The organism is Methylacidimicrobium sp. B4, assembly GCF_017310545.1.
In the GTDB taxonomy this organism is placed as follows: domain Bacteria; phylum Verrucomicrobiota; class Verrucomicrobiia; order Methylacidiphilales; family Methylacidiphilaceae; genus Methylacidimicrobium.
This window is the reverse complement of the sequence record NZ_CP066203.1, coordinates 1,956,133-1,980,207: the sequence shown is the minus strand read 5'-3', so window position 1 is coordinate 1,980,207 and position 24,075 is coordinate 1,956,133. Positions and strand designations below refer to the sequence as shown.

The following is a 24,075-nucleotide window of genomic DNA, read 5'->3' as shown; positions in this document are numbered from 1 at the left end:
CCCTCAGTGAGCGGTTGCCGCAACGGGCTCCCCGGGAGGCGGCGCCAGGAATGCCTCGATCTGCGCGCCAGCCGCGAGCTGCTGCACGAGCTGCTGCGCCGTCTCCTGCTGGAGCTGCTGCTGAAGCTGGGGCTTGGCCTCGGCAAAGCTCGGCACCTTCACCGGACGCAATTCCAGGAGCTGGATGACCTCCCAGCCGGCCCCCGAGAGGATGGGACCCCCGATCTGCCCGAGCTGGAGCTTCTCGACCAAGGCGAGTGCCGAGGTCGGAAGGGTTTGGGCACTCTGCCATCCGACCTCTCCGCCTCGATCGGCGGTCGCCTTGTCGAGGGAACCGCGGGCCAGAATCGAAAAGTTGACCCCCTTCTGCAGCCGGTCCAACACCACGGCCGCCTCGCTCCGGGTCTCCGTCACAATGTGGCGCAGGCGATATTCCCGCCGGGGAAGCGTCGCGATCGCGCGCTCATAACGCCGGCGCAACTCCTCGTCAGCGAGCTTCCTCCGCCCCAGCTGCTGCTGGAGTGCTGCGTTCGCCAGAATCTTTCGCGTGGCCTCGGCCACCGCCGCCTTCACCTCCGCCGACTTCTCGAGCTCCGATTTATAAGCCTCCTGAACGAGAAGCTCCTGCTGGATCAGCGCATTGATGGCGCTGCGCTCGGCTTCGGGGGTCGGGTTCGCGATACCCGCACCCGACAACGCCTTCCTCACCTCCGACTGCCGGATCTCGACCCCGTTGACGGAGGCGACGACCGGATCGCTCGATTGGGCTCGCGCCGCAAGGGCCAAGCCCGACGCGCTCAGCAGAACCAGGAGCAGGACACGAATGCGCCCGCGGCTTCGCCCCTGCGAAACCATTCTCCCCTTCCCAGAGATCGTCACACGGCTCGCCATGCCCCTCCATTGAATCAGCTAAAAGTTCTGCCGCAAGACAAAAAGCACCGCTACCCGTCCGCCCGCAAAGTAGCCGTGCGGGTTGTCCGTGGGTCCGATCATCGAAGCGTCCAGCGGCAGGGCCGCCATGGCGCTGATCGTCGTTCCATAGCGGTGGACCATGTCGAGCCCGAGCCCGACGTCGGTCAGGTAGTGCCAAGCCGGGCCGGGACCGGGCGTATAGGTGAAGCGGGACCCGCCGGTCTCTGCGAAGAATTGCCCCGCGATCCGGAATCCCCACGCCTCGACGGGGGGGGCGGAAAGGGCGGCGCGGGTGATGTAGCCCGTATCTCCGTAGAGGACACCCGGATACCACGCGGCCAGGTTCCCCATCCCGCCCAGGACAAAATACTCCATGATCGGCAGCGAATTTTCCGAGATCTGCCCATAGCCCGTCAGCACCAGCTGCATCCCCTCGGGCAGCGTCTGCGCATAGCTGAAGTTGCCCCGGTAGTAGGTGAAGTTGGCCGTCGGCACGCCTGGTCCCTCCAGCGGCGCGCCTTGCACGCCGGAGAAGGCCCCGAGCTGCGTTCCCCGAACGCCGTAGACGGTTCCGGTGACCTGCGCGGGAAGCCCCAGGGTCCGGAAGCTCTGGCTCAGCGTGGTGCCGAGCTGGGCCGTCCCGTAATCCTGGGAGAGGAGCCGGATCGCACCCTGGAAGACATCCTCAATGAAGTTCATCGAGGTGAGTCGCTCGTTCATCGTCCAGCGGAAGCTTTCGCTCGCGTAGACCGTCTGCTGCCCGTAGATCTGCCAGCTCTGCATCGCGACCTCGGGGTAGAGCGGCGCTGTTACCTCCCCAAAGGCCGACTGCATGTTCGCGAAGGTGACACCGTAGACTCCCCACGGGGTCGCCCAGGAAAGCCCGCCGTTCTCCATCTGGAACATCCCGCCCTCGGTGTACGGATTGAGGCCGTCCCAGCCGTTGGTGAATCCGCCGGTGAGCTCCAAGCCATATCCCGGACGATAGGCGACCGCCGCATCGCTCATGTAGCGGGCGGAGAAACGGTTCCCGTAATTTCCGAAGCCCACCGAAGCATTCCACGGGTTCGCCTGGTTGAGCGGGTTCGGAGCAAAGCTTTCGATCGGCCGGGTCTCCACCTCCATCACCGAGCTCGCAAAATCGGTACCGGGCTCGAAGTTCACCTTCGGCCGCTCCTGCTGCCGGGCGGCATAGGCTTCCGCATTGGCCGTGCGCCGGATCACATCGCTGGTCTTCACCGAGGGGCGGTTGGTCAGCCCTCCATAGAACCAGCGCAGGGAGGGAACGACCCGGGCCTCCGTGATCTTTCCTTCGATCACCTCGAGCTCGACCCGCTTCTCCCTACCGACCGCCCGGATCGTCACCAAGAAGTATCCCGCCCTTTGGTAGACCGCTTTGAGCCGGCTCACCGCATCCTCCGGACCCTTGGCACCCCGAAGCGTGTCGGCGATCTTTCCCTCGGAGAGGAGCGTATTCCCGGTCACGACGTAGCGGATCCCCCCACTTTCCACCACGACCGGCTTTGCCGCCAGGGAGGCCTGATCATAGGGGACGACCTCCTGCTTCTCCGGGGCGGAATAGAAGGCCGTCGGCTCCTCCAGGAGCGCGAGGAGGAGCGGCAGCAGCAAGATCATAAGAAAAAGTGCTTAAAGATCATCGCTTCCCGTGCTTCCTGGCAAGCCAAAAACCCCTTGGATCGCTTCCCCTTTTGGGAATCGAGCCACTCGGGATGCCCCCCCGCTTCCCGGGCCCGCGACTCCTTTCTTTCTGGCAGGGGCACCCGCTGCTCGCATACTCTGGAGAACATGGACCGCCGCCTCTTGGCCCCCGCCTACCGGCGGAGCCTGCCGCTGCTTCTGGCCCTCTTCGCTCCCCTGCTCCCCCTCGAGCGGAGTTCGGGCTCCCCCTCCCCGGCCCCCTCCAGCGCAAACCGTGCCCTCGAGCAGAAGCTCGCGCTGCTCCGTGAGGAGGCGCGAGCGACCCCACGCTCGGCGCAAGGCTGGCGTCGGCTGGGCGAAGCCCTCCTTCTCGCCGGCAGGCCCACGGAGGCCATCCCGCCTCTCCGCAAGGCGGCCTCGATCGAGAGCCGCAGAGGCGATGCCTGGCTGCGGCTCGGCCGTGCCTACGCCGCCGCCGGATATCGCAAGCGTGCCCTCGCGGCCTACCGGCGCTCCGTGAAGCTGAGCCCGACCGATCCGGCCGCCTGGTTCGCTCTCGGGACCGAAGAAGAGCATCTCAACCACCCCGCCCAGGCGCTCCCGGCATTTGAAAAGATCTGCCGCTTGGCACCAAGCGGCATCGCCTGGTTCAACCTCGGCGTCGTTTCCGCCGAGCTCAACCGTTTCCCGGAAGCGGTCACGGCCTACCGGAAGGCGCTCGCACTGGAGCCCGGCAATGTCGAGGCGTGGAACAACCTGGGAGTCGCTTGCGAGAAGCTCGGCCGCCGCCGGGAGGCGCTGCAGGCGTACAGCAAGGCCTTCCTCCTCCAGCCGAACAACCCCACGGTCCTTCAGAACATCACCCGCGTCGGCGCCCAGCTCCGCTCCTCCCCCCAGGCCGCCTCCCTTCCCGTCCGAAGAGCGCAACCGGTCGCTCGTTCGAAGAGCGTGACGCAGTTGCCGTAGCGCGCCACCCGATGGTGAGACGGCGGTTGCGGTGTTGCGGGGGAAATGAGCTTGTTTTTTCCACGGGAAAGCGTACGAACTTCCCAGGTTCCCGGCTGCTTCCCCCGCGGTGTGGAGCGAACTGCGACCGAAGATGCGTTGTTTCGGACACTGCGTGCAGACGATGCACAACCAGGCCGTGCACTCCCTTCCGCCATGCTGATCCGGGCCCATTAGTCGGGAGGAGAGGATGGCCTGGATTTCCTACGCGGAGAACTTCGAGGACGTCGTCCTCCGAAGGGCGCTTGCCGACCTTCCGCTCGGCTTCTACGTTGACGTCGGGGCCGGAGACCCGGTAACCGACTCGGTCACCAAGCATTTCTACGACAATGGGTGGAGGGGGATCAACCTCGAGCCCGACCCTCACTTTTGGCAAAAGCTGGCGACCGCAAGGCCGCGCGACATCAATCTCCCGGTGGCGGCCGGAGCCCGGCGCGGGAAGCTCCCGTTCTGGCAGATCTCCGGATCCGGCTTGAGCACGGTTCGCGAGGAGTATGCTCTTGAGCACCGGAAGCGACTCGGCGCCGTTTTTCAGCCCGTAAGCGTTGTCGTCCGGACGCTCGACGAGATCGTCGAGGAGCACCGGATCGACACGATCCACTTCCTCAAGATCGACTGCGAGGGAGCGGAAGCCGACGCATTGCGGGGGTTTGCCTTCCAGGTCGTTCGTCCCTGGATCATCCTTGTGGAAGCCACGAAGCCGAACAGCCAGGAACCTTCCCACGAGGAGTGGGAGCCTCTCCTGCTGGCCAAGGATTATCTCTTTGCCTACTTCGACGGCCTCAACCGGTTCTACGTGGCGAAGGAGCGAAGCGCCCTCCGGGAACGGCTCGCTCTTCCGCCCAACGTCTTCGACGAGTTCACGGCATATTCGCAGGTAGAGGAGCTCCGCACGCTCCGAGATCAGGTCAAGCAGCTTCAGCGGTATAACGAGCAACTCCAACGGGAAGTCGACCGGCTGCATCGGAAACGGGAGCGCGAGCCGCTGCGCCGAATCGAGCGGGCGCTGCGCACGACCTTCGCACGCCGGGAAGAGACGGCGGAGGGATCGATCCAGACCTTTACCAACGGAACGGAGGCGAGACCCGCGCCGCCCGAGCCAAGCTGCGGCCCCCTCGAGGTCCTCCGCCTCTCGGGAATCCAAGGACTTCGCGGGCGCGTGGAGGAGATCCGGCGGATCGTGGTCCTCCAGCTCGATCACATCGGGGACTTCCTCAACCGGATAGCAGCCAGCGAGATGCTCCGCCGCTCCTGGCCAAATGCGGAAATTACCCTGCTCTGCGGCCCGTGGAACGTTCCCCTGGCACAGAGGCTCGGCTTCTTCCAGCAGATCATCCCGTTCGCCTTCTTCCCCGAGCGCTCCGGAGAGTGGCGGGGGCCCAACCTCTCGGCGGGAGAGCAGCTTGCAACGCTCACCCGCTCGCTGGGTGAGTTCGACCTGGCCGTTGACCTGCGGACCGACCCCGATACCCGCTTCCTGCTCTCCCATGTCCCGGCCAAGCTTCGCGCGGGCTTTGCCGCCGCCGGGGCCGACGTCGTCCTCGATATCGCACTCCCGAACGGAGAGATGTCCGGGAACGAACACGCACCAACCCATCGTCGCTCCTCCGCACTGCTCCTCATCGAAGCCATTCGCGCGGCCCTCCAGGACCCCTGCTCTTGCCTGCCGGATTTTCTGCGAGGGACGGCCGCAGTCGGGGGCATGCCCCGGCTCATCGCCGTTGCTCCCGGCTGCGGAGACCCGCTCCGGGCATGGCCACTCGAGCATTTCTCCCGCCTCTGCACCCTCTTGACGACCGAACACGATTGCCCCCTCCTGCTCGTTGGTGGCCGCGCGGAACGCGAGGCATCCGAAGCCCTCCTCCGCAACCTTTCCCCTTCGCGCTGTCGGAACCTGGTCGGGCAGGTTTCCTTGGAAGAGATCCCGAGCCTCCTCGCCTCTGCTCAGGTCTTCGTCGGAAACGATTCGGGATTGGGCCACATCGCCGCAGCACTCGGGATTCCCACCGTGATCGTTTTTTCAGGAGTCGTCGACTGGAGGATGGCCCATCCGGTCGGCAACCGGGTGAGCCTGCTCCACATTCCGATCTCCTGTTCCCCCTGTTATGCAACCCACTGTCCGCACGCCAAGGCCTGCTTGACCGGAATCGAGCCGCAGGCCGTGGTCCAGGAGGTGCTCTTCTGGCTGGAGCAGGAAGGGGGAGCCGGAGCGAAGGGCAGGCCGCAAGAAGCGGAGAAGGTTGTCCGATAAGGCGCGGGAAGTCCGCCCGAAGACGCTCTGCCCAGGCTAGCCGATTCCTTAGCGCGGCAGCTTCGGTGCGGCCAGCTCGTCGAGCAGCGCCTGAATGGCTTCCCTGAACCGCTTGGGATCGCAATCCCGAGTTACGGAAGCAAGCGCCCCGGCCCGCACCCGCTCCCAGAGCAGGGGATCGGTGTAGAGGTTCCGGCACGCTGCGGCAAAGGCCTCCTCGTCCTCCACCGGGGCGCTCAGGAGCTCCTCCCCCGTCCTCCAGCCGAGCTGATGAGCGATGAGCGAGCTCGCGACCATCGGTACCCCCCGTGCGGCCGCCTCGTGCGCCTTCATCGGGATGCCCGCGGCAAACCGGGTCGGCGCCACGAAGACGCGAGCCCGCTCGTAGTAGGGAGTCAAGTCGGCCACGGTCCCGATCCCCACCGTCCCCGGACCGAGACGACGCAGCAGCTCCGGGGAATCGCTCCCGTCGCCGACCACGACGAGCCTGGGGGGAGCCGCCGCCAATCCTTCCCGAACCTTCGGGAACACCTTCTGGGCAAACCAGAGGAGGGCATCGCCGTTGGGGCCCTGCCAGTCGCGAACCGCTCCCACCAAGAGGAAATCCTTCCGCTCCGCGAAGGAGGCTCTCGTCGGCGCGGGCGGGAGCGCATGGCCAATTACCCGAACTTGGTCGATGCCCCGCCGCCGGAACTCCTGGGCCTCCTCCTCCGACACCGCCACGACCCGGTCGGCGCTCCGAGCCCAGGCAATTTCCTGGCCGATCCGCCGCCGCTCCTCCGCTCCCGGCACAGCTCTTCCCTGCACGATCTCGGCTTGCCGAATCTCCCGAAGCGCGAAGACGGCCTCGGCATCGTACACCAGCCGCGACCCGGCCAGAAGCCTCTTCCTTCCGTCGATCGCGGAAAGCCGGGCCATATTGTAGGGTCGGGAAATCCAGGCCAGGTCGTACGCGCCGGCCCGAGCTTCCAGGTGGGATTGGAGGACAGAGGCGTCCATCCCCCGAAGCACCTCGACCTCCCGAGGCAGATTCCAGTAGATCTCCTCCCAATCCTCCCAGGCTCCGCTCATCGGGAAGAGGGTGACCTGCGCGCCCCAGCCGACCAGCTCCCGCACGATGGCGTTGGCCCGCGGATAGCCCGCCCCGAGCTCCGGTCGGGGCACCCGGTCGTCGACATAGAGAAGCCGGACCCGGGCGCGCGGAGCGATCGGCGCCAGAAGCGGACCCGGCCGAGGGGGTGGCCGCCCCTCCAGGAAGGAACGATGACGCTCCACGAAAAGCTGGCGATTCCGTTCCATCAGCCCCGAGGCGCTCTTGGCATCCGAGCTTCCAAACTCCCAGTGGAGGACGACCGCCTCTGGCTCATAGAGCACTCGCCTGCCCCTCTCCCAAAGGCGGAGGCAGTAGTCCGCCTCTTCGAAATAGGCGGGGGCAAAGACTTCGTCCAATCCACCCATCTCGCGGAAGAGCGCAGCATAGGTCAGGAGAAAGGCCCCGGAGCAGTAATCGGTCTCCCGCCGGAAGAGGTAGTTCCTCCGCAGCGGGCTATCCCCCCGCCCGTAGCCTTGCGGCGTCCCATCGCCCCAGACAAACGATCCTGCTTCCTGAAGCCGCCCCTCGAGGTTGACGATCCGGCCTCCCACCGCACCGACGGCGGGATCGCTTTCGAGCGCCTCCCGAGCGGCTTCGACGGTCTCCGGAAGAATTTGCGCATCGTTGTTCAAGAAGAGCAGCAGGCGCCCGCGGGCGGCAGCCGCTCCCTGATTGGCCGCCCGCAGAAAGTGGAGGTTTTCCCCGTTGCGGAGCAGCCGGACCCCCTTGACCCGCTGGAGAAGCTCCCCCGTCCGGTCGGTGGAGGCGTTATCGACCAGGATCACCTCAACCGGAAGGGCCAGATGGATCGCCAGGGAACGCAGGCAGGCATAGGTCAGCTCCGCTTGATTGAAGAGCACCAGCACGATCGAGATCTCCGGCTCCGCGGCCAAAGGCAGCGCTAGCCGATCGCCCCGCTGTAGAAACCCGTCCAAGGCGGCCCGATACCGCTCGAGCACCGCCCCCTTTTCTCCGCCGACCCCCAAGGGGAAGCCGAGGCTGTCCCGCCACGGAAGCACTTCCCCGGCTCCCGCTGCGGGCAGGAGCACCGGGAAGCTCATCCGCAAGGCGTCCCGCAGCTGGGCCGCGACCCCTTCCCGATCCCCGCGAACGAAGCGGCGGGAGGTCGTTGCCAAGTCGGCGAAGATCCGAAAGCTCCGAGAGCTCGCAAGGCTTTTCACCGCCGGCTCGAGCGCCGCCAGCGCTTGCCACCGGCTGGAGCTCGGCAGCCCTTCGTCGGCCAAGTCGTGGGCGAGCGCATGCGCCCGGGTCAAGAGCTCTCCCGAGCGCCGGGAGAGCATGCGCATCCCCCTGAGAAGCCGCCATGCTGGATCTCTTCGAATCGCCTCAAGAATCAATGCGGGCTCTGCGAGGGTCTCGTCCCGCGGGCTTTTTGGCTCCAAAGAGCCCCGGCCGCGCTCCCGCGGCTCCGCCCCTCCGGCCGATCCGGAGGCGACCTCCTTCCCCAACTGCTCAAAGCACCGGCGCACCCGCGCGGCCCGGCTGCCGGAAAGAGTGACCAGCCTCCGAATGGCCTCCGGAGCCTCCGGGCCGATCCGCAGCACCCCGAGTCCGCCGGCATGAGGAAAGAGAAAGGAGGGGTAAACCTCCCGCAGCTCGTTCCAAAGCCGCCAGACGCCGCAGCCGTTGCGCCATTCCGTCACGCCGGGAAGCAGGACGACCCCGCCCCGGCTCACCTTGGGTCGCCAGCGGGAAAATTCCTCCCGCATCACCTCGTAGCGGGGGCAACCGGCAAGATGGAGGAGGTCGATGCTCCCCTCCGAGAAGAAGGAGACGGCCCCATCAGATTGGATCCAGAGCAGGCGCGAGAAGCGGCCGTAGCGCTCGTCGTGACATCGCTTGAGCTCCTCATCACAGCCACCTCCACACCTCCCCTCCTCTTCGTTCGAGGCATCGACCGCATGAGCCCGAGCGGGCAGGGAAAGGGCCTCGATCGCCTGGCAGAACGCCAGATAGGAATCCCCACTCGTCGTCCCGACCTCGACCACGACCTTCGGCCGAAGAGCCGCCACCAGCCAGAACGCAAAGGGGATGTGCTCCGTCCAGCTCGAGAGCCCGGAACGGAAGAGGGGGCGTTCCGCTGCGAGGGGATGCCAGGGCAAGAGCCCCAAGAGAGCGCCGCCGGAAGCTATTTCCCTTCGCCCGCCCGCGTCTCCGTGCGCAACCTCCTGCGCCGCCGACCTCCTCTCACCATTTCGTTGGCGAAGCGCGAGCGGAGGAGCCCATCGCGGCTTGGGGCACCCGCGAAAGGATCGCTCCCCCCGCAGCCGGTCGAGCCATCGCCAGCTCCCCGCTTCCGTCCGCTCCTCGTGCAATTGGGCGAGCTCCCGGTCGCGCGCCTCTACGAGCCCACGCACGGCTGAGAGCTCCTGCCTCGACCGGCGCGCGACGCTCATCTCCCCATCGAGAGTGCGCAGGAGCGGAACCATTCGCCCAAACTCGGCATGCAGCGCTGCCATCCGGGCGGAAGCCGTCTTGGCCTCCGGATGGACGCAAAGCTCCTCGAGCGCCTCGAAGGTCTCCACGACCAGAGGGGGAACATCGGGCCGCTCCCTCAGATCCCGGAGGACAAAACGGCTATGCCGGAGCTCGGGCTGGAGGAATGTGCGCGCCTCCGCCAGCGCCGCCTTGGACCAGGGCAATCCCAGCCGGCCGCAGAGCCGTCGCAGCTCCCGCTCCGGCTCTTCCAGGACCCGGTCGTAATCGACCGCCAGAAAGGGTCTCGCCGCAAGCCGCGGCCAATGCGCAAGATATTGGCTCGTCCAGAGCAGCAGGGAGCGGTCCTCTGGGATGCCGTCGCGCCGCAAAAGCGAGTGCGCGCAGGCGAGCGGATGGCGGACGGCGAGGACCACCTCCCCCCCAACCCCCGCTTGGTGGAGCACCTCCTCCCAAAACGGAAGCACCCGCAGGGTCCTTGGATCCTTGAGGGCCCACAGGGGGAAGGGGGCAAACCTCCGCTCGATCTCTTCGACCGCCTCGGCGATCAAGGAGCGGACCCCAGAGGAAGAGAGGGGAACTTCCGGAGGCAAAAGATACTCCCACCAGCGACCCTCCTCTCCCAAGAGCTGGGTCAACCGCTGATTGATCGAGAGAAACCTCCCGTCCTCCCAAAAGCCGGTCGGATTGTCCGCAGCCGGCTCGATGAGCTCCGAACCGAGCTCGACACCCAGAAGGCCAAGACAGCGGGTCAGGGCGCTGGTCCCACAGCGGTGCATGCCTAAGACGAGCACGGCGCGGGATTTCATCGGAACAATCCGCTCATGCTGCTCTGGCCTCGGTAGCACCGCAAGAGGAAAGTCTTGTCTCGGCTCTCCTCGTGGCACCCGATCCCCTGGTTCGCCTCACTTCTTCCATGGGCAAAAGGCCCGCGGAGGGCACCGAACCCTCCCACGCCGCGGGTCAGCGTTCCGGACCGGATCGCAGCTTGCGCCACCGGCGAAAGGAGCGCTCCCAACCGCGCAGCCGGTCCACCCATCGCCAAGTCCGCGACCGCGCCCGCTCCTCCTGCCATTGAGCGAGCTCCCGCTCCCGCTCCCCTAGGAGTACACGCAACCGGGCAAGCTCCGCTTCGTTTGCCTCCGCGAGCCGGCGAAGGTCCAAGAGCTCCCGCTCCGACCGGGTCCGCTCCTCCCGCAATCGGGCCAGCTCCGCTTCGCGCGCCTCGACAAGCCGGCGCATCGCCAAGACTAAGGGCTCCCGCTCCGACCGCCGTGCGACCGCGATCTCCACCTCCAGAGCGCGCAGCAGCGGAACCGTCCGACGGAACTCGTCGTGCAGAGCCGCCATCCGGGTAGAAGCCGCCTTCGGCTCGCGATCGGCGCAAAGCTCCTCGAGCGCCTCAAAGCTCTCCACAACCAGAGGCGGAACACCGGGCCGATCCCTCAGGTCCTGGAGGGTAAACCGGGCATGCCGGAGGCCGGGTTGGAGGAACTTGCGCGCCTCCACTGATGCCGCCTCGGACCAGGGCAATCCCAGCCGACCGCAGAGCCGCCGCAGCTCCCGCTCCGGCTCTTCCAGGAGCCGGTCGTAATCGACCGCCAGAAAGGGCCTGGCCCCCACTCGCGGCCAATGCGCCAGATATTGGCTTGTCCAGAGCAGCAGAGACCTCTCCTCGGGAATACCGTTGCGCTGCAGGAGCGATTGCGCGCAGGCGAGCGGATGGCGGACGGCGAGCACCACCTCCCTTTCCACCCCCGCTCGGCGCAGTACCTCCTCCCAAAAAGGGAAAGCCCGCAGGGTCCTCGGGTCCTTCACGGCCCACCACGGGGAAGAGGCAAACCTCCCCTCGATCTCTTCGACCGCCTCGGCCATCAAGGAGCAGACCCCAGGGGAGGAGAGCGGAATTTCCGGAGGCAAGAGATGCTCCCACCAGCGATCCCCCTCCTCTCCCACGAGCTGGGTCAACCGCTGATTGAGGGCGACAAACCTCCCGTCCTCCCAAAAGCCGGTCGGATTGTCACCGGCCGGAGGGATGATCTCCGAACCGAGCTCGACACCCAGAAGGCCAAGACAGCGGGTCAGGGCGCTCGTCCCACAGCGATGCATGCCCAAGACCAGGACAGCGCTGGATTTCATCCGGATAAGAGGAAAATGCTGCTCTGGCTTCGGTGGCGCCGCAAGCGAAAAGTCATGGCCTTCTTGGCTCTCCTCGATGGGCCGGAATCCCCTTGTTCGCCCTTGCCCCCACCGGGTATAGAACCCTTCATGCGCTTCGGGGAACAAGCGATCTCCACCCTGCGAAGCCTCTGGCGTCAAGCGGTCGGCCTCCCTCAGGACCTACCTCCCGAAGGAACGGAGGGGATCCGGGCTCTCGGGGCCAAGGAGTACGTAGGGGGCCTCTGGGAGGAGATTGGCGAGCTCCAGTTCCGCTTCCTGGTCGATCAGGGGCTCAGGCCCGAGCATCTGCTGCTCGACGTCGGCTGCGGCTGCCTCCGGGGCGGCATCCGCTTCATCCGCTATCTGGAGCCCGGCCACTACCTCGGCATCGACAAGGAACCTCTCCTCCTGGAAGCGGGCAAGCGAGAGCTGGGATCTGACCTCCTCCGGGAGAAGCGGCCGGAGCTTCTCGCCTCGGGCTCTTTCGCCTTCCACCGTTTTTCGCGACGGCCGGAGTGGGCGCTAGCGCAATCGCTCTTGACCCACCTCTGCCGGCGCGATCTCGAGCGCTGCCTTGCCCAGCTCCGCCGCGTCATGGCCCCAGGCGGGGTCTTCTACGCGACCTTTTTCGAAGCGGCAGCTCCGAGCCCAAACCCGCGCGCCAGCCACTCCCTGGGCTACTTCGCCTACACCCGGAAAGAGATGGAGGAGCTCGGCTCCCGGCACGGCTGGAATCCCCACTACATTGGGGAGTGGGACCATCCGCGGAACCAGCGGCTGATGCTCTTTCGGGCTTAGCCGCCCCGGTGAAAGCATGAACGCAGGCATCCGCGCGCAGGGCTCTTCCCTCTGGTTCCCTTCCGACACGGCCTGCGCGGCAGCCGTCCGCGGCGCTGAGCTCCCCGCCTGCGCCCCACCCTGGTCGCCCTGATGGACTCCCTTCCCCTCTCCAACCCTCCCGCTCCCGGCAAGGTTCGCCCCCGAATCTGCTTGGCGACCACGGAGCTTGCGGGATTCGGCCCGAGCAGTGGCCTCGGTTCCTTGGTCTCCTCCTTGGCCGAAACCCTGGCGGAGGCGGGTCGGGAAGTCACCGTCGTGCTCGCCCGTGACCAACCGCCCGAGGCCATCGAGCTCGCTCGGCTCGTGGAACTTTACTCCCGTCGAGGAGTGCGCGTGACTCCGTTGCCGGAACCCTCCGAGCGCTGTTTCGCATGGCCGCGCTCCTCGTCTAGGGCCTACAAGACCTACCGATGGCTCCGGGAGCATGCGACCGAATTCGACCGGGTACTCTTTTGCGACCGGGGCGGGTTGGGCTATTACGCTCTCCTGGCCAAGCACCAGGGCTTGGCCTTCGAGCAGCTTCCGCTGGGGGTCGCGATCCACAGCCCGACCCTGCGCCGCACCCTCGACAATGCCGAGCTTGTGGAAGACTACGAGATCCTCATCGCCGATTTCCTGGAGAGGGAGAGCGCCCGGCTCGCCGATGGCGTCGTCGCTACGAGCGGCGCCCTGCTCCGGGCGCTCCAAGCCGATGGCTGGAGCTTCCCCGAAGCCTGCCACGTCCTCCCCCCTCCTTTCCCGGCGTCTCTGGTGGCTCTGCGGCGCCAAGACCGGGAAACCCTCACCCCGGAGGAGATCGTCCTCTTCGGCCCACTCGAATCCCGCAAGAGGCTTCGGCTCCTTTGCGACGCCCTTGAGCGACTGGAGCCATCGCCCCACGGGAACCTCCGGATCGTCTTCCTGGGCCCCTCTGGCAGAATCGAGAGCGAACCAGGCAGAGACTATCTCGCCCGGAGGGCGGCTCGCTGGCCCTTCGCCTGGGAATGGTTAGACCGCATGGAGCGCACGGAGGCGCTCGGCTACCTTGGGAAGGGCAAGCGCCTCGCCATAGTCAGCTCGACGGCACAGGGCGTCCCCTTTTCCGCCTGGGAGTGCGCCTTCTTGGGTATTCCCTTCCTCTATTTTGGAGCGCGAGGAATCGCGGAGGATCTGCCCGAAGCGGAGCGGGAGCGGCTCGTTGCCGCCAACCCCAACGCGCTGGCCGCCAGGATCCGGGACGCATGGCTCCGGGGGATTTCGGTCCCGCAACCCCCGGTCGATCCGTTCGCGGTTCGGGACGAGTGGGCCCGCTGGCTGGAAGGGCTTTCCTCGCGGGACGGTTCGGATCAGAATCCCGAAAGGGCCGATCTCCCGCGCGTCACCGTCTGTCTCGTCCACCACGATCGCCCCGCCCTTCTCTCCCAGGCGCTCGACTCGCTCCGGGCCCAGGACTACCCGAACTTCGAGGTCGTCCTGGTCGACGACGGCAGCGCCACCCAGGAAGCCGCAGCCTTCCTCGCTCAGATCGAACCCGAGTTCGCGAAGCGCGACTGGCGGATCATCCGTCAGCCCAATCTCTATCTAGGAGCAGCCCGGAACCGGGCCGCGCGGGAGGCCAAGGGCGAGTTCCTCCTCTTCATGGACGACGACAACTTGGCCGAGCCCCACGAAATCTCCACCTTCGTCCGGGTCGCGCGGCACACGGGCGCGGCGATCCTGACCGCCACCCAGCGGGACTTTGAGGGGAAGGAGCGATTCGGCGGCGAAGGGAGGAACCACTATATTTTCGCCCCCTTGGGTCCTTCTCTCTCCCTGGGTGTCGTTTTTAACGTCTTCGGTGATGCCAACGCTTTTGTCCGGCGGGATGCCTTCGAGGCGATCGGCGGCTTTAGAGAGGAGCACGGAGTCGCTTTTGAGGACTGGGAGTTCTTTGCGAAAGCGGCCCTCGCGGGGCTCCAACTCGAGGTGGTCCCGGAACCCCTCTTCTGGTACCGGAGGAGCGCAGAGGGCATGTTTAGCACGTCAAGCCACTTTGCAAGCTGGCTCGCAGCTACCAGCCCCTACATCGCCCATCTCACCCCGAGGCTTGCCGAAAGCTTGTTGCTCCTGCAAGGAAACTTTCGACAAACCGACGTCCTCCGGCGCGAAGGAGAGACGGCCCGCCGCGAGCGGGACCGGGTTCAGACGCTCCTTGACCAGAAGGAGGCGGAGGTCCACCAGAAAGAGGTGGAGCTCCACCAGAAGAAGGAGGAACTTCGAGAGGCGCGCGACGAGCTTGCCCGGATCCAACGCTCCCGGATCTGGCACCTGGGGCTTCGCCTCCGGCGATGGGAGTGGAAGCTGCGGAGCATCCGCAAGGCCTTGTTCCGAGGATAGGAAGCCCGTTCGGCTCCCCCAGCCGAACCGTGTTCGGCATCCCCCTTTTGCGATCCGCTCGATTCCCTGCTTTTCCAGCGCGGCCGTTCGATTTAGGATTCGCCCGATTCACGGGCGGTGCTCCGCGAGCAAGAGCTCCCCAGCAGATGCGCGAAGAAAACCGAGCGTCCATGAGGCCTGAGCCTTTGCCAGAAAGCGATCCGCGCGACGCCTTCCTTGCCCGCGTGGTCTCTGGCCGCTCCTTTGCCGACGTGGGCGGGCTCTGGGGCACGGTGAACGAGAGAGTCTCCGTTGCCCACCGCCTCGGAGCGCGCGCTCTGACGATGATCGATGTGGCACCCGCGGAGGAGCCGCGGTGGGCCGCTTTCGAGGAGCGGAGGATCCAGCTCAACCTGCCCCCGGTTGCCTGCCTGAGCTCCGAGGTCATTCGGCTCGCCGAAGGGCCGAATCCCCCTCTCTTCGAAGTGGTCCACTGCTCCGGAGTGCTTTATCATATCCCCGAGCCGCTGCGGCTTTTGCGCGCCCTCCACAGGATCACCCAAGAGCACCTCGTGCTCCACTCGTTGGTCGCCCGCGGAGAGTATGCTCTTGCCGAGGGTTCATTCCGTGTTCCGGATGCGGCCTGCCTTTTCATTCCCGCATTGGCCGGTTCGGAGCAGGAGGCCGTTTCCGGCCATTGGAGACGCCTCGTCGCGGATGGTGCGGTAGGATTGACTCGGGAGAATCCGACGTGGAGGATGAACGATTTCGGCCCTTGGTGGTGGCTTCCGAGGCCTTCGGCGTTGCGGATGCTCTGTCAGATTGCTGGCTTTACCGTGCTCGGCGATGCCGAAGGCTGGGACGGCAACGCCATGACGCTCCTGCTCGCAGCCTAATCCAGGGCAAAGTAGCCGCTTGACCTTGGCCAGTGGACCCGATCAGATAGTCTACCTCTGCTCCGGTGAGAGAGGAGCATCCCAAACGGGAAAAAGTTGAAGAGGATCGCCGTATTCTCCCTGGCCACTCCGGATCGGATCGCCCATGCGCGGGTGCTTTTTGCCGGCTTGGCCCGCCACAACCCGGGGTGGGAACGCCACCTCTTCCTCATCGATTGCGCAGACGGGCTGGCCGGATTCCCAGACGGGCTGGCCTGCCAACGGTCGATCGAAGAGCTCGCCATACCCGATCTCTCCAGCCGTTTCGTGCGATACTCCCTTATGGAAGCGACCAATTCGATCAAGCCGTTTGGGTTCCGCCGACTCTTCGCCGAGGGCTTCGATGGGGTTTTCTACCTCGACGCCGATATCTGGGTCCTCTCGGAGCTTCGGGAAGCCCAGGAGGCCCTTTCTCAGCATCCCCTCCTGCTCACCCCGCATCTGCTCGAGCCGCTTCCCCAGGACGACCTTGAGCCAACGGAGGAGGCTATCCGTCGCGCGGGCAGCTACAACGGGGGCTTCCTCGCCATGCGGGAGACGCCCGAAACCCGCTCCTTCCTGGACTGGTGGGAGCGGAGGCTCACCTACGATTGCCTTGAAAGGACCTGCTACGACCAGTCGTGGCTCAACTTCGTCCCCTGTTTCGTCCCCAAAACTCTGATCTTGCGCCATCCCGGCTACAACCTCGCCTATTGGAATCTGCCCAATCGCGGGCTCTCCTGGAAAAAAGGGGGGGTTCCCCAATGCGCCGATGGCCGGCCGGTCCGCTTCTTCCACTTCAGCGGCTTCGACTGGAAGAAGCCGGAGATCCTTTCCAAATGGGACACCCGCTCCCGCGACCAGCCCCTCCCTCCCGACCTATCCGCGCTGATCGAGGGCTACCTTCTCGCCTTGCGGTCTGAAGGGGTCGAGCGATGGAGCCGGGTCCCCGCCCGGCTCGGACTTTCGGAGGGTTCCGCAATCCCCGATTTCCTCCTCGACTGGCTGCGGCAGCAGCCGGTCTTCGGGCCGATCACTCGAGACGCAGGGCGGGCGGGCGAGATCGAGCAGACGCTTCGAGACTTCCTCCTCCTTCCTGACAAGACCTATCCCTGGCTTCCCATCTTCCTCGGCCGCACCCTCGAGGCTCTCCCGAGCCTCCGGGAAACCTTCCGGTGCGGATCGGGCTCCTTCGTCCAGGATGTGGCCGCCTGGTTCGAGGGCGTCGGGCGCTCGGCCCTCGGCTTCGGCCCGCTCTTCCCCTCACGCGGCTGGTGGACCCAGGAGCCGCCATGGGAAAGGCATCTGCCGGAGTTGGAAAGAGCGTGGGAGAGTCGTGCTTCGTCGGGAAAGGTCCCGTCCGCCGCCTTGGCGCCGATCCGGGACCATCTCTCCTCGTTGCGAGATCAAGCCCCCGAGGGAGAGGATCGGCCGGAGTCCCGGCTCGGACTTTCGGAGGGTTCCGCAATCCCCGATTTCCTCCTCGACTGGCTGCGGCAGCAGCCCGCTTTCCAAGCGGCCGTTCAAGCCGGCCTGCAGGGAAGAGACCTCGAGGAAGCGCTTCGAGACTTCCTCCTGCTCCCCGACAAGGCCTACCCCTGGCTTCCCATCTTCCTCGGCCGCACCTTCGATGCCCTCCCGGGCCTTCGGGAAACCTTCCGGTGTGAATCGGGCTTCTTTGTCCAGGATTTGGCTACCTGGTTCGAGAGTGTGGGGCGCTCGGCCCTCGGCTTCGGCCCGCTCTTCCCCTCACGCGGCTGGTGGACCCAGGAGCCGCCATGGGAAACGCACCTGCGACGGGCGTTGGAACGGTGGCTGCGGCGCAAGCGAGGCCTGCTCCGCCGCGCCACCCGCTACTGGGTCGCCCGCGGCCTGCGTAACCGGCTGCTGGAGCGAAGCCGGGAGGAACGCCGGCCTCGTCTCTCCGTCGACCAAAAGCCGCGGATCCACGTCTACGGCCACTTCCTCCAGGCGAATGGCGTTGCCGAGGCGGCTCGAAGCACGGTGCGGGCGCTCGAGCGCCTGGGCTATCCCTACCGCGCCATCCACGTGCCCGATGCGAGCGGAGCGCCCGAGCTTGGTGGCCCTCTTCCCCTTTCCCTGCCCGGAAGCGACGCGCCGATCGCGATCGTGCATGCCCGTTGCCGCGAGCTCCGGGCCGTCCTGCAACTCCATCCGGAAATCGGCCGCTTCGCCCAGCTCCGCATCGCCTACTGGAGCGGAGCGCTCGAGGAAGATCCGGCGGCGGCTCGAGAGGGAGCATCCCTGGTGGATGAGATCTGGTGCCCGTCCGAGTTCGACGCGGCGACTCTTCGCCGCTCCACCGGCAAAATGGTGCGCGTCGCCGGGCTCAATGCCGATGTCGATGCGATCGAAACGAGGGCCGACCGTTCGATCGGCATTGACCTCGGCTTGGAAGGCAAGTGCGTCTTCCTGGTCCTCGCCGATTTCTTAGCCGATCCCGACCGCGAGAACCCGCTGCTGGCGCTCCGGGCCTACCTCCGCGCCTTTCCCGCCCCGTCTTCCGATCGGCTACTGCTGCTCAAGGTGAGCCATGTCGAGCGCAACCCCAGCTACTTCGGACGGCTCGTCGCCGATGCCTCGGCAAGACCCGACATCCTTCTGCTGCAACTCATGCTCCCGCGGCCGAAATTCCTCGGCCTTCTGCTCGCCTCGACTGCACTCCTCTCCCTCCATGCGAACGCAAGCTTTGGAGTCTCGATCGCCGAAATGCTCTCCCTGGGGAAACCCGTCGTTGCGACCGCCTACGGCGGGAACACGGAGATCGGCAGCCCGAAGAACATGCGCCGAGTTGGCTACCGGCCGATGGAGGGCCAGAGGCCCCCCGAGCCGGGTGGCGAGGCTCCTCCCCGGGTGGAACCGCTCGGGGAGGAAGCCGTTCCCCATCTCCAGGCGATCTACCGCGACTGGCTCCAGGGCCACTTCCGCGAGCTTCGCCCCGATCCCGGGATCCATGAGCGCAGCCTCGCGATGTACGCCGGGAACCTGCGCGCGCTCGAGCGGCTCTTGCCTACGGAGCCGGCTGGGCATCCAAATCGTTCGGCCCCGTAGGCAGGAGTTGCGCTGCACCCGGGGCTCGGGCTCTCCCGGCTCCTTCCGGAGCCGGACTACCGCCGCTTCCCCTCTCCCACCAGCTCCTCCAGAAGCGCGTGGATTCCTTGGGAAAACCGCTGGGCATCGCAATCCCGAGCCACGGCGGCCAGAGCGCCGGCCCGGACCCGCTCCCAGAGCGAGCGATCGCGGTAGAGCCTCAGGCAAGCCTCCGCGAAGGCAGCCGGATCGTCCACCGGGGCGCTCACGAGCTCCTCCCCCGTGATCCAACCGAGCTGCCCGGCGATCAGGTCGCTGGCCACGATCGGGACCCCGCGCGCCGCCGCCTCGTGCGCCTTGTGCGGAATGCCCGCGGCGAACCTCGTTGGAGCGAGGAAGAGCCGGGCCCGCTCGTAATACGGAGCCAGGTCGGCGACCGTCCCCGCCGTTACGACCTCCGGGCCCAGAAGGCGCCGAAGCTCCGGAGCATCGGTGCCGTAGCCGACGACCACGAGCCGGGGTGGGGCATCGGGAAACCCCGCCCGGATCCGGGGCAGCACCGTGCGAGCAAACCAGACCAAGGCGTCTCCGTTGGGGCTGGATAAGGCATGCACCGCCCCAACGATGAGCAGATCCTGGCGCTGCTCGTAGGGGGAAGCGGTGGGGGCAAGCTCCAGGACATGGCCGATCACCCGTACATCCGCAATTCCCTGCCTCTGGAACTCGCGGGCTTCGACCTCCGATACCGCCACGACCCGGTCAGCGCTCCGTGCCAAGGCGATCTCCTTGCTGATCTGTGCGGATCGTTCCTCCTTGGGCAGCGGCTTCCCGCCCAGGATTTCCGCTTCCCGGATCTCCCGGAACGCAAAGAGGGCTTCGGCATCGTAGACGAGGCGTGCCCGCCCACGGAAGCCCCTGCCTTGGGCGGCCTCCAGGAAAGAGGCCATGTTGTGAGGCCGAGAGACCCAGACGCAGTCGGAATCGCCACCCCGAGCTTCCAGGTAGGCTTGCAGGCTGGAGGCATCCCTGTCACGGAGCACCTCCACCTCCCGCGGCACGCTCCAGTAGATCTCCTCCCACTCCTCCGAGCACCCGGACATGGGAAAGAGGGTGACCTGCGCTCCCCAGGCCGCCAGTGCCCGCAGGACCGCATTCGACCGGGGGAATCCCGACCCCAGCTCCGGCCGGGGCACCCGGTCGTCGATGTAGAGCAGGCGGATCTTCGGGCGGGGAAAGGCCAGGGAAGGACGGAAGCCTGGCCGATGGGGCTGCCGATCGCGAAGAAAGAGCTCGTGACGCTTGGCGAAGGTCGTCCGGTTCCGCTCCGCCCATTCCCGGGCCTGGCCTGACGCGGAGCTCCCGTGCAGCCAGTGGAGCACGACCGCCTCCGGCTCGTAGAGGACCCGCCAGCCCTTCTCCCAAAGGCGCAGGCAGTAGTCGGAGTCCTCGCAGTAGGCCGGGGAGAAGCATTCGTCGAAGCCCCCCATCTCCCCAAAGAGCGGGGTGTGCGTCAGGAGGAAGGCGCCGGAGCCGTAGTCGGTTTCCCGCCGATAGAGATATGCCCCTTGCTGCGGGTTCTCTCCGGCTCCGTAGAGGCAGGGAATTCCATCCCGAAGGAAGAACGCCCCCGCTTCCTGCAGGGTCCCGTCGAGGTTGACCAGCCGTCCGACGACGGCTCCCGCACCCCTGTCGCCTTCGATCGTCTGCCGAGCGGCTTCGACCGTGCCGGAGAGGATCTGGGCATCGCTGTTCAGAAAGAGCAGAAGCCGCCCCCGCGCGGCCGCCGCACCCTGGTTGGCCGCACGCAGAAAATGGAGGTTCTCGCGGTTGCGGAAGATCCGGGCCCCCTCGATCCGCTCCAGGAGCTCCCCCGTCCGATCGGAGGAGGCGTTGTCGACGACGACCACTTCGGCCGAGGGGCAGAGGTGGATCGCAAGGGAGCGGAGGCAGGCATAGGTCAGCTCGGCCTGATTGTAGAGCACAAGCACGACGGAGAGCTCGGGCTCGGGCGGCGACGGCACAAGAAGACGGTCGCCGCCCGCGAGGAACCGCTCGAGCTCCTCCTGATAGCGCTCGCGCACCCGCTCCTTGCTCACGCCGGGCTCCAAGGGGTATCCCAGGCTGTCCCGCCACCGAGGGGCCTCCTCGGGGCTGCGGGCGCGCAGGAACTCCCGGTAGCGCTGCGCCACCAGAACACTCCTCTGCCACGCCCGCCGGGCATCCGCAACGCTCTCCCGGCGCCTGTCCGCACGGGGAAGCGGGATCCACCGTCGCAAGCGCAAAAAGCCGAGGAAGGATCTTGAGGAGAGGAAGCGCTCGACCGAGGCTTCCAAGGCCCGCGCCTTCGGCTCTCCTTCCGCCAGCGCAAGCCTGTCGTTCAGCAGCTCACCGGCAAGCAGAGAAGCCTGCCCCAGCGCTTCGGTCGCGCCTCGCGAGAGCAACCGGCTCCGGCCAAGCAGGCGCCACAGGGGGTCATCCCCAATCTTCCGGACCAGAGCCTCCGCATCCAAGGAGAGCGTGCGCCACATCCTTCCTTCGAGGATCCCGCGCATGCACCGCTCCCCTTGCCGGGCAAAGAACCAGCGCACCCGTGCGGCTTGCGCTTCCCGGAGGTGGGCGAGCGCGCGCAAGGTGTCGTGCGGCTCCGGGCCGCTCAGGAGCACCCCCAGCCCGCGGCCGTGGGGGAAGAGAGCCGACGGATACGCCGAGCGCACCTCCTTCCAAAAGCGCCACGCGCCGCACTGGCTCCGGTAATCGGTTGCGCCGGGGAGCAGGACGACCGCCCGCGGGCTCAGCTTCGGCAGCCACCACCGGAACTCCTCCCGGACGGTTTCGTATGCCCCAGAGCCGCCGAGACAGAGCAAGTCGATGCTCCCCTCAGGGAATTCCACAGGAGCCCGGGCCTCGTCCGGGGAAAGGACTTCCGAAAAGCCGCGATAGCTCTGGTCGTGGAAGCGCCGCAGCTCCTCATCGGCCTCGGGCTCCAGCACGCTCCCGGAGGCCGCCGAGCCGCCTCCCGCATCTACGGCCCAGGCGCGTGTCGCCATGCCTGCGGCCTTGGCCGCCTCGCAGAATGCCAGGTAGAGGCTGCTCACTTTCCCCACGTAGACGAGCCGGACGGGACGCAACGCGGCCATCAGCCAGCAGGCAAAGGGAATGTGCAGCCCGCGCTCGAACGGTTCGTCCAGGAAGATCGGCAGCTCTTCGGGAAGAGGAAACCAGGGGAGGATCCCGAGGAGGTCGGCGCCCGAAGCCCATTCCCGGGGCCCGGAGCGAGCGGCGCCCGCGTTCCCTGGCGGATTCGACATCCTTCTTTCCTCTGCATCCTGGACCTCGGCCCAACCAGCGTTTCCGGCCCCCTGCGGCCCCGGGCCGTCGCCTCCCTCCATGCGGTGCCGCATCCGGGTTACGCCTCCGCCTCTCCCAACCAAAAGAGCACTTCCCGGATCACCGCTTCGGGGGGGATGCTCTCCAGGCAGGCCAGGGCATGAGGGCACTCCTCCGCCCGCAAGAGAGCACAGAGGGAGCAGGAGGTGGGGACCCGCAGCACGCTCACCTTTTTCCCCACCGGATGGAAGACCCGGAAGTCGACCGTGCCCGCATAAGGGATCACCACCGGGATGCCAGCCAGCGAAGCCGCGATATGGCTCACACCCGAGTTGTTGCCGACCAGCACCCGCGCCTCGGAGAGGCATCCGGCCAGATCCGCGAGGGCGACCTTGCCCACCAGGTTGCGGCAGCGCTCCGAGGGGATGCCCTGCGCGATCCGATCCGCATCCTCCCGGTCGCCGGCGCCGCCCAGAAGCAGGATGGAGCATCGGTGCTCCTGGGTCAGCTTCCGGCAGACCTCGGCGTAGTGCAGGACGCTCCACTTCCGGGCCGTGCTTCCCGACCCCGGCGCGACCGCGACCAGCCGCTGGGCCGGTGGTCCTCCCGGCCGCTCCGCCTTCGCGGCAGCCGCCGCCGGGATCAGGGCCGCTTCCACCGCGCGGACGAGCAAGAGAGCCGAAATCTCCCAATTGAGCCCCTGCCGGTTCTTCTCCCCCGGCGCAAAGACCCGGGGGTCCGGCAGGGAAATGTCCAGGAAGACATCCGCCTCGGGAGCCGCAAAACCGGCCCGAAGCTTGGCTGGGACAAGGCCCAGGAGCCCTCTCGTCTCGGTTCCCATCCGCAGGTCGATCGCGAGATCATAGTCGCCCAGGCTTCCGGCGACCGCCCCGAACTCCGATCCGATCTGCCGCACCCTGGAGGGATCCGGCCGGCACTGGGCCGATTGCTCAGGAAAAAACGCGAAGGGAAGGATCCGCTGAAAGTAGCCGCTCTGCTTGGCCAGGGGGAGATTCCAGGGGCCACAAATCAGGTCGATTTGGGCCTCGGGCCATAGGGAGCGCAAGAGGCGGAAGGCCGGCAGCCTCGTCACGAAATCCCCGATGTGGTCGAGCTGCAGGACCAGGATCCGCGGCTTCTCAGGCATCGGGTCGCCGTACCTCCCCACCCCCGAGAGGCGATGCACCTCCAGGGCTCCCACCGCAGGAGCCGCCGTTCCGCCTTCCGGAGGGGAAACCGGCGCGCCTCCGTCCGCGGAAGACGCCTCAAGGATCGGCGGCGCTCCCACTTCGCCGCCCGCCTTCCTGCGGAAGACCCCCCGCAGCGCCCGCTCCAGCCGGCGCAGGGGGTTTGCGGCTCGCGCCCGATGGAATCGCTCGTTCTCTCCCGAAAGGAGCCTCGTCAGGCCAAGCAGCTCCGCCCGCTCCCGACGGAGGCCCTCGATCTCCTCCGCGTAGCGGAAGGGGAGGAAATCGTCGCCGGCGCCGGGGTCGGCCGCCAGCCGCACTCTCTTCTCCGACCGCTCTCGCGCCAAGTAGAAGCGGCCGCCGTCGTCCGAACGCGCAAGCGCATACCCTTGGGAAAGGAGAAACCCGTCGACGGCAGCCTTCGGCTCCTCGGCCGAGCCGCTCCCCCTCCGGAGCACGATCCACGGTTTGGCCAGCGCGAAGGGGAAGCGACGAAGGAGCCGGTCCCCCCATCCCCTGCTCGCTGCGATCAGGAAGTGGATGGCTTCGGGCGGAGCTTCGGCCAGGACGGCGTCCAGACCGGAGAAGGCACCCCCCTTTCCCTCGAGGATCAGGCCCTCCTCGGAACGCCCACCCCCCGGCTCGGAGGCGAACCTCGCCAGCAGAGTGAGATCGCCGGGTCGCGCCGCGCAAAAGCTCTCGAAGAGGCTCCGATCGGCGACGACGTTCACGCCTCGCCATCCCCGCTCGGAAAAGGGCTTCGTGACCGAGTTCTTCACCGGATCGGCCGGCCCGAGATCGACGTAGAATCCCCCTGAGACCTCTTCGAGCGACCGGTGGAGGAGGAGATCTTCAAAGTGATCGGCGTAGGAAACCCAAGGCATG

At 66.8% G+C, this 24,075-nt stretch carries 12 protein-coding genes; 6 read left to right on the top strand and 6 right to left on the bottom strand.

Annotated elements, in window-relative coordinates:
• Positions 1–3: 3 nt before the first annotated feature.
• Both MacB4_RS09290 and MacB4_RS09285 read right to left on the bottom strand, forming a co-directional pair.
• Positions 4–891: a peptidyl-prolyl cis-trans isomerase gene (locus MacB4_RS09290; RefSeq protein WP_206863558.1), complete on the bottom strand. Its 888-nt coding sequence runs from the start codon at positions 889–891 to the stop codon at positions 4–6.
• Between the two features lie 18 nt (positions 892–909).
• On the bottom strand, positions 910–2,547 hold the full coding sequence (locus MacB4_RS09285) for a ShlB/FhaC/HecB family hemolysin secretion/activation protein (RefSeq protein WP_206863557.1): 1,638 nt from the start codon (positions 2,545–2,547) through the stop codon (positions 910–912).
• A 171-nt stretch (positions 2,548–2,718) separates the two neighbouring features.
• Between MacB4_RS09285 and MacB4_RS09280 the strand changes: the two genes are divergently transcribed.
• Complete coding sequence (locus MacB4_RS09280; RefSeq protein WP_206863556.1) at positions 2,719–3,537, top strand: tetratricopeptide repeat protein; 819 nt, start codon at positions 2,719–2,721, stop codon at positions 3,535–3,537.
• A gap of 229 nt (positions 3,538–3,766) precedes the next feature.
• Positions 3,767–5,827 carry an FkbM family methyltransferase gene (locus MacB4_RS09275; protein WP_206863555.1) on the top strand — a complete coding sequence of 687 codons (2,061 nt, stop codon included), beginning with the start codon at positions 3,767–3,769 and terminating at the stop codon, positions 5,825–5,827.
• A gap of 48 nt (positions 5,828–5,875) precedes the next feature.
• Here MacB4_RS09275 and MacB4_RS09270 read toward each other — a convergent pair whose 3' ends face one another.
• Together MacB4_RS09270 and MacB4_RS09265 are read right to left on the bottom strand one after the other, a co-directional pair.
• Complete coding sequence (locus tag MacB4_RS09270; RefSeq protein ID WP_206863554.1) at positions 5,876–10,186, bottom strand: glycosyltransferase; 4,311 nt, start codon at positions 10,184–10,186, stop codon at positions 5,876–5,878.
• Positions 10,187–10,340: 154 nt separating this feature from the next.
• On the bottom strand, positions 10,341–11,516 hold the full coding sequence (locus tag MacB4_RS09265) for a sulfotransferase family protein (RefSeq protein WP_206863553.1): 1,176 nt from the start codon (positions 11,514–11,516) through the stop codon (positions 10,341–10,343).
• Between the two features lie 129 nt (positions 11,517–11,645).
• On the opposite strand from MacB4_RS09265, the gene MacB4_RS09260 reads away from it, so the two are divergent.
• The 4 genes from MacB4_RS09260 to MacB4_RS09245 all read left to right on the top strand — a co-directional run bounded on the left by MacB4_RS09260 (position 11,646) and on the right by MacB4_RS09245 (position 18,697).
• Complete coding sequence (locus MacB4_RS09260; protein WP_206863552.1) at positions 11,646–12,335, top strand: class I SAM-dependent methyltransferase; 690 nt, start codon at positions 11,646–11,648, stop codon at positions 12,333–12,335.
• A gap of 132 nt (positions 12,336–12,467) precedes the next feature.
• Positions 12,468–14,732, top strand: a complete 2,265-nt coding sequence (locus MacB4_RS09255) for a glycosyltransferase (RefSeq protein WP_206863551.1) — start codon at positions 12,468–12,470, stop codon at positions 14,730–14,732.
• Positions 14,733–14,902: 170 nt separating this feature from the next.
• On the top strand, positions 14,903–15,607 hold the full coding sequence (locus MacB4_RS09250; RefSeq protein WP_206863550.1) for a methyltransferase domain-containing protein: 705 nt from the start codon (positions 14,903–14,905) through the stop codon (positions 15,605–15,607).
• Positions 15,608–15,703: 96 nt separating this feature from the next.
• Positions 15,704–18,697 (top strand): glycosyltransferase, encoded by a 2,994-nt coding sequence (locus tag MacB4_RS09245; RefSeq protein ID WP_206863549.1) that lies wholly within the window; start codon positions 15,704–15,706, stop codon positions 18,695–18,697.
• A gap of 56 nt (positions 18,698–18,753) precedes the next feature.
• Here MacB4_RS09245 and MacB4_RS09240 read toward each other — a convergent pair whose 3' ends face one another.
• On the bottom strand, positions 18,754–21,984 hold the full coding sequence (locus tag MacB4_RS09240; protein WP_206863548.1) for a glycosyltransferase: 3,231 nt from the start codon (positions 21,982–21,984) through the stop codon (positions 18,754–18,756).
• A 98-nt stretch (positions 21,985–22,082) separates the two neighbouring features.
• On the bottom strand, positions 22,083–24,074 hold the full coding sequence (locus MacB4_RS09235; RefSeq protein WP_206863547.1) for a glycosyltransferase family 9 protein: 1,992 nt from the start codon (positions 24,072–24,074) through the stop codon (positions 22,083–22,085).
• Position 24,075 lies beyond the last annotated feature (1 nt).

What these genes read in the sequence shown, in the direction of transcription:
- MacB4_RS09290 (WP_206863558.1), bottom strand. Translation starts at nt 891, where the DNA reads ATGGCGAGCCGTGTGACGATCTCTGGGAAGGGGAGAATGGTTTCGCAG.
- MacB4_RS09285 (WP_206863557.1), bottom strand. Translation starts at nt 2,547, where the DNA reads ATGATCTTGCTGCTGCCGCTCCTCCTCGCGCTCCTGGAGGAGCCGACG.
- MacB4_RS09280 (WP_206863556.1), top strand. Translation starts at nt 2,719, where the DNA reads ATGGACCGCCGCCTCTTGGCCCCCGCCTACCGGCGGAGCCTGCCGCTG.
- MacB4_RS09275 (WP_206863555.1), top strand. Translation starts at nt 3,767, where the DNA reads ATGGCCTGGATTTCCTACGCGGAGAACTTCGAGGACGTCGTCCTCCGA.
- MacB4_RS09270 (WP_206863554.1), bottom strand. Translation starts at nt 10,186, where the DNA reads ATGAAATCCCGCGCCGTGCTCGTCTTAGGCATGCACCGCTGTGGGACC.
- MacB4_RS09265 (WP_206863553.1), bottom strand. Translation starts at nt 11,516, where the DNA reads ATGAAATCCAGCGCTGTCCTGGTCTTGGGCATGCATCGCTGTGGGACG.
- MacB4_RS09260 (WP_206863552.1), top strand. Translation starts at nt 11,646, where the DNA reads ATGCGCTTCGGGGAACAAGCGATCTCCACCCTGCGAAGCCTCTGGCGT.
- MacB4_RS09255 (WP_206863551.1), top strand. Translation starts at nt 12,468, where the DNA reads ATGGACTCCCTTCCCCTCTCCAACCCTCCCGCTCCCGGCAAGGTTCGC.
- MacB4_RS09250 (WP_206863550.1), top strand. Translation starts at nt 14,903, where the DNA reads ATGAGGCCTGAGCCTTTGCCAGAAAGCGATCCGCGCGACGCCTTCCTT.
- MacB4_RS09240 (WP_206863548.1), bottom strand. Translation starts at nt 21,984, where the DNA reads ATGTCGAATCCGCCAGGGAACGCGGGCGCCGCTCGCTCCGGGCCCCGG.
- MacB4_RS09235 (WP_206863547.1), bottom strand. Translation starts at nt 24,074, where the DNA reads ATGCCTTGGGTTTCCTACGCCGATCACTTTGAAGATCTCCTCCTCCAC.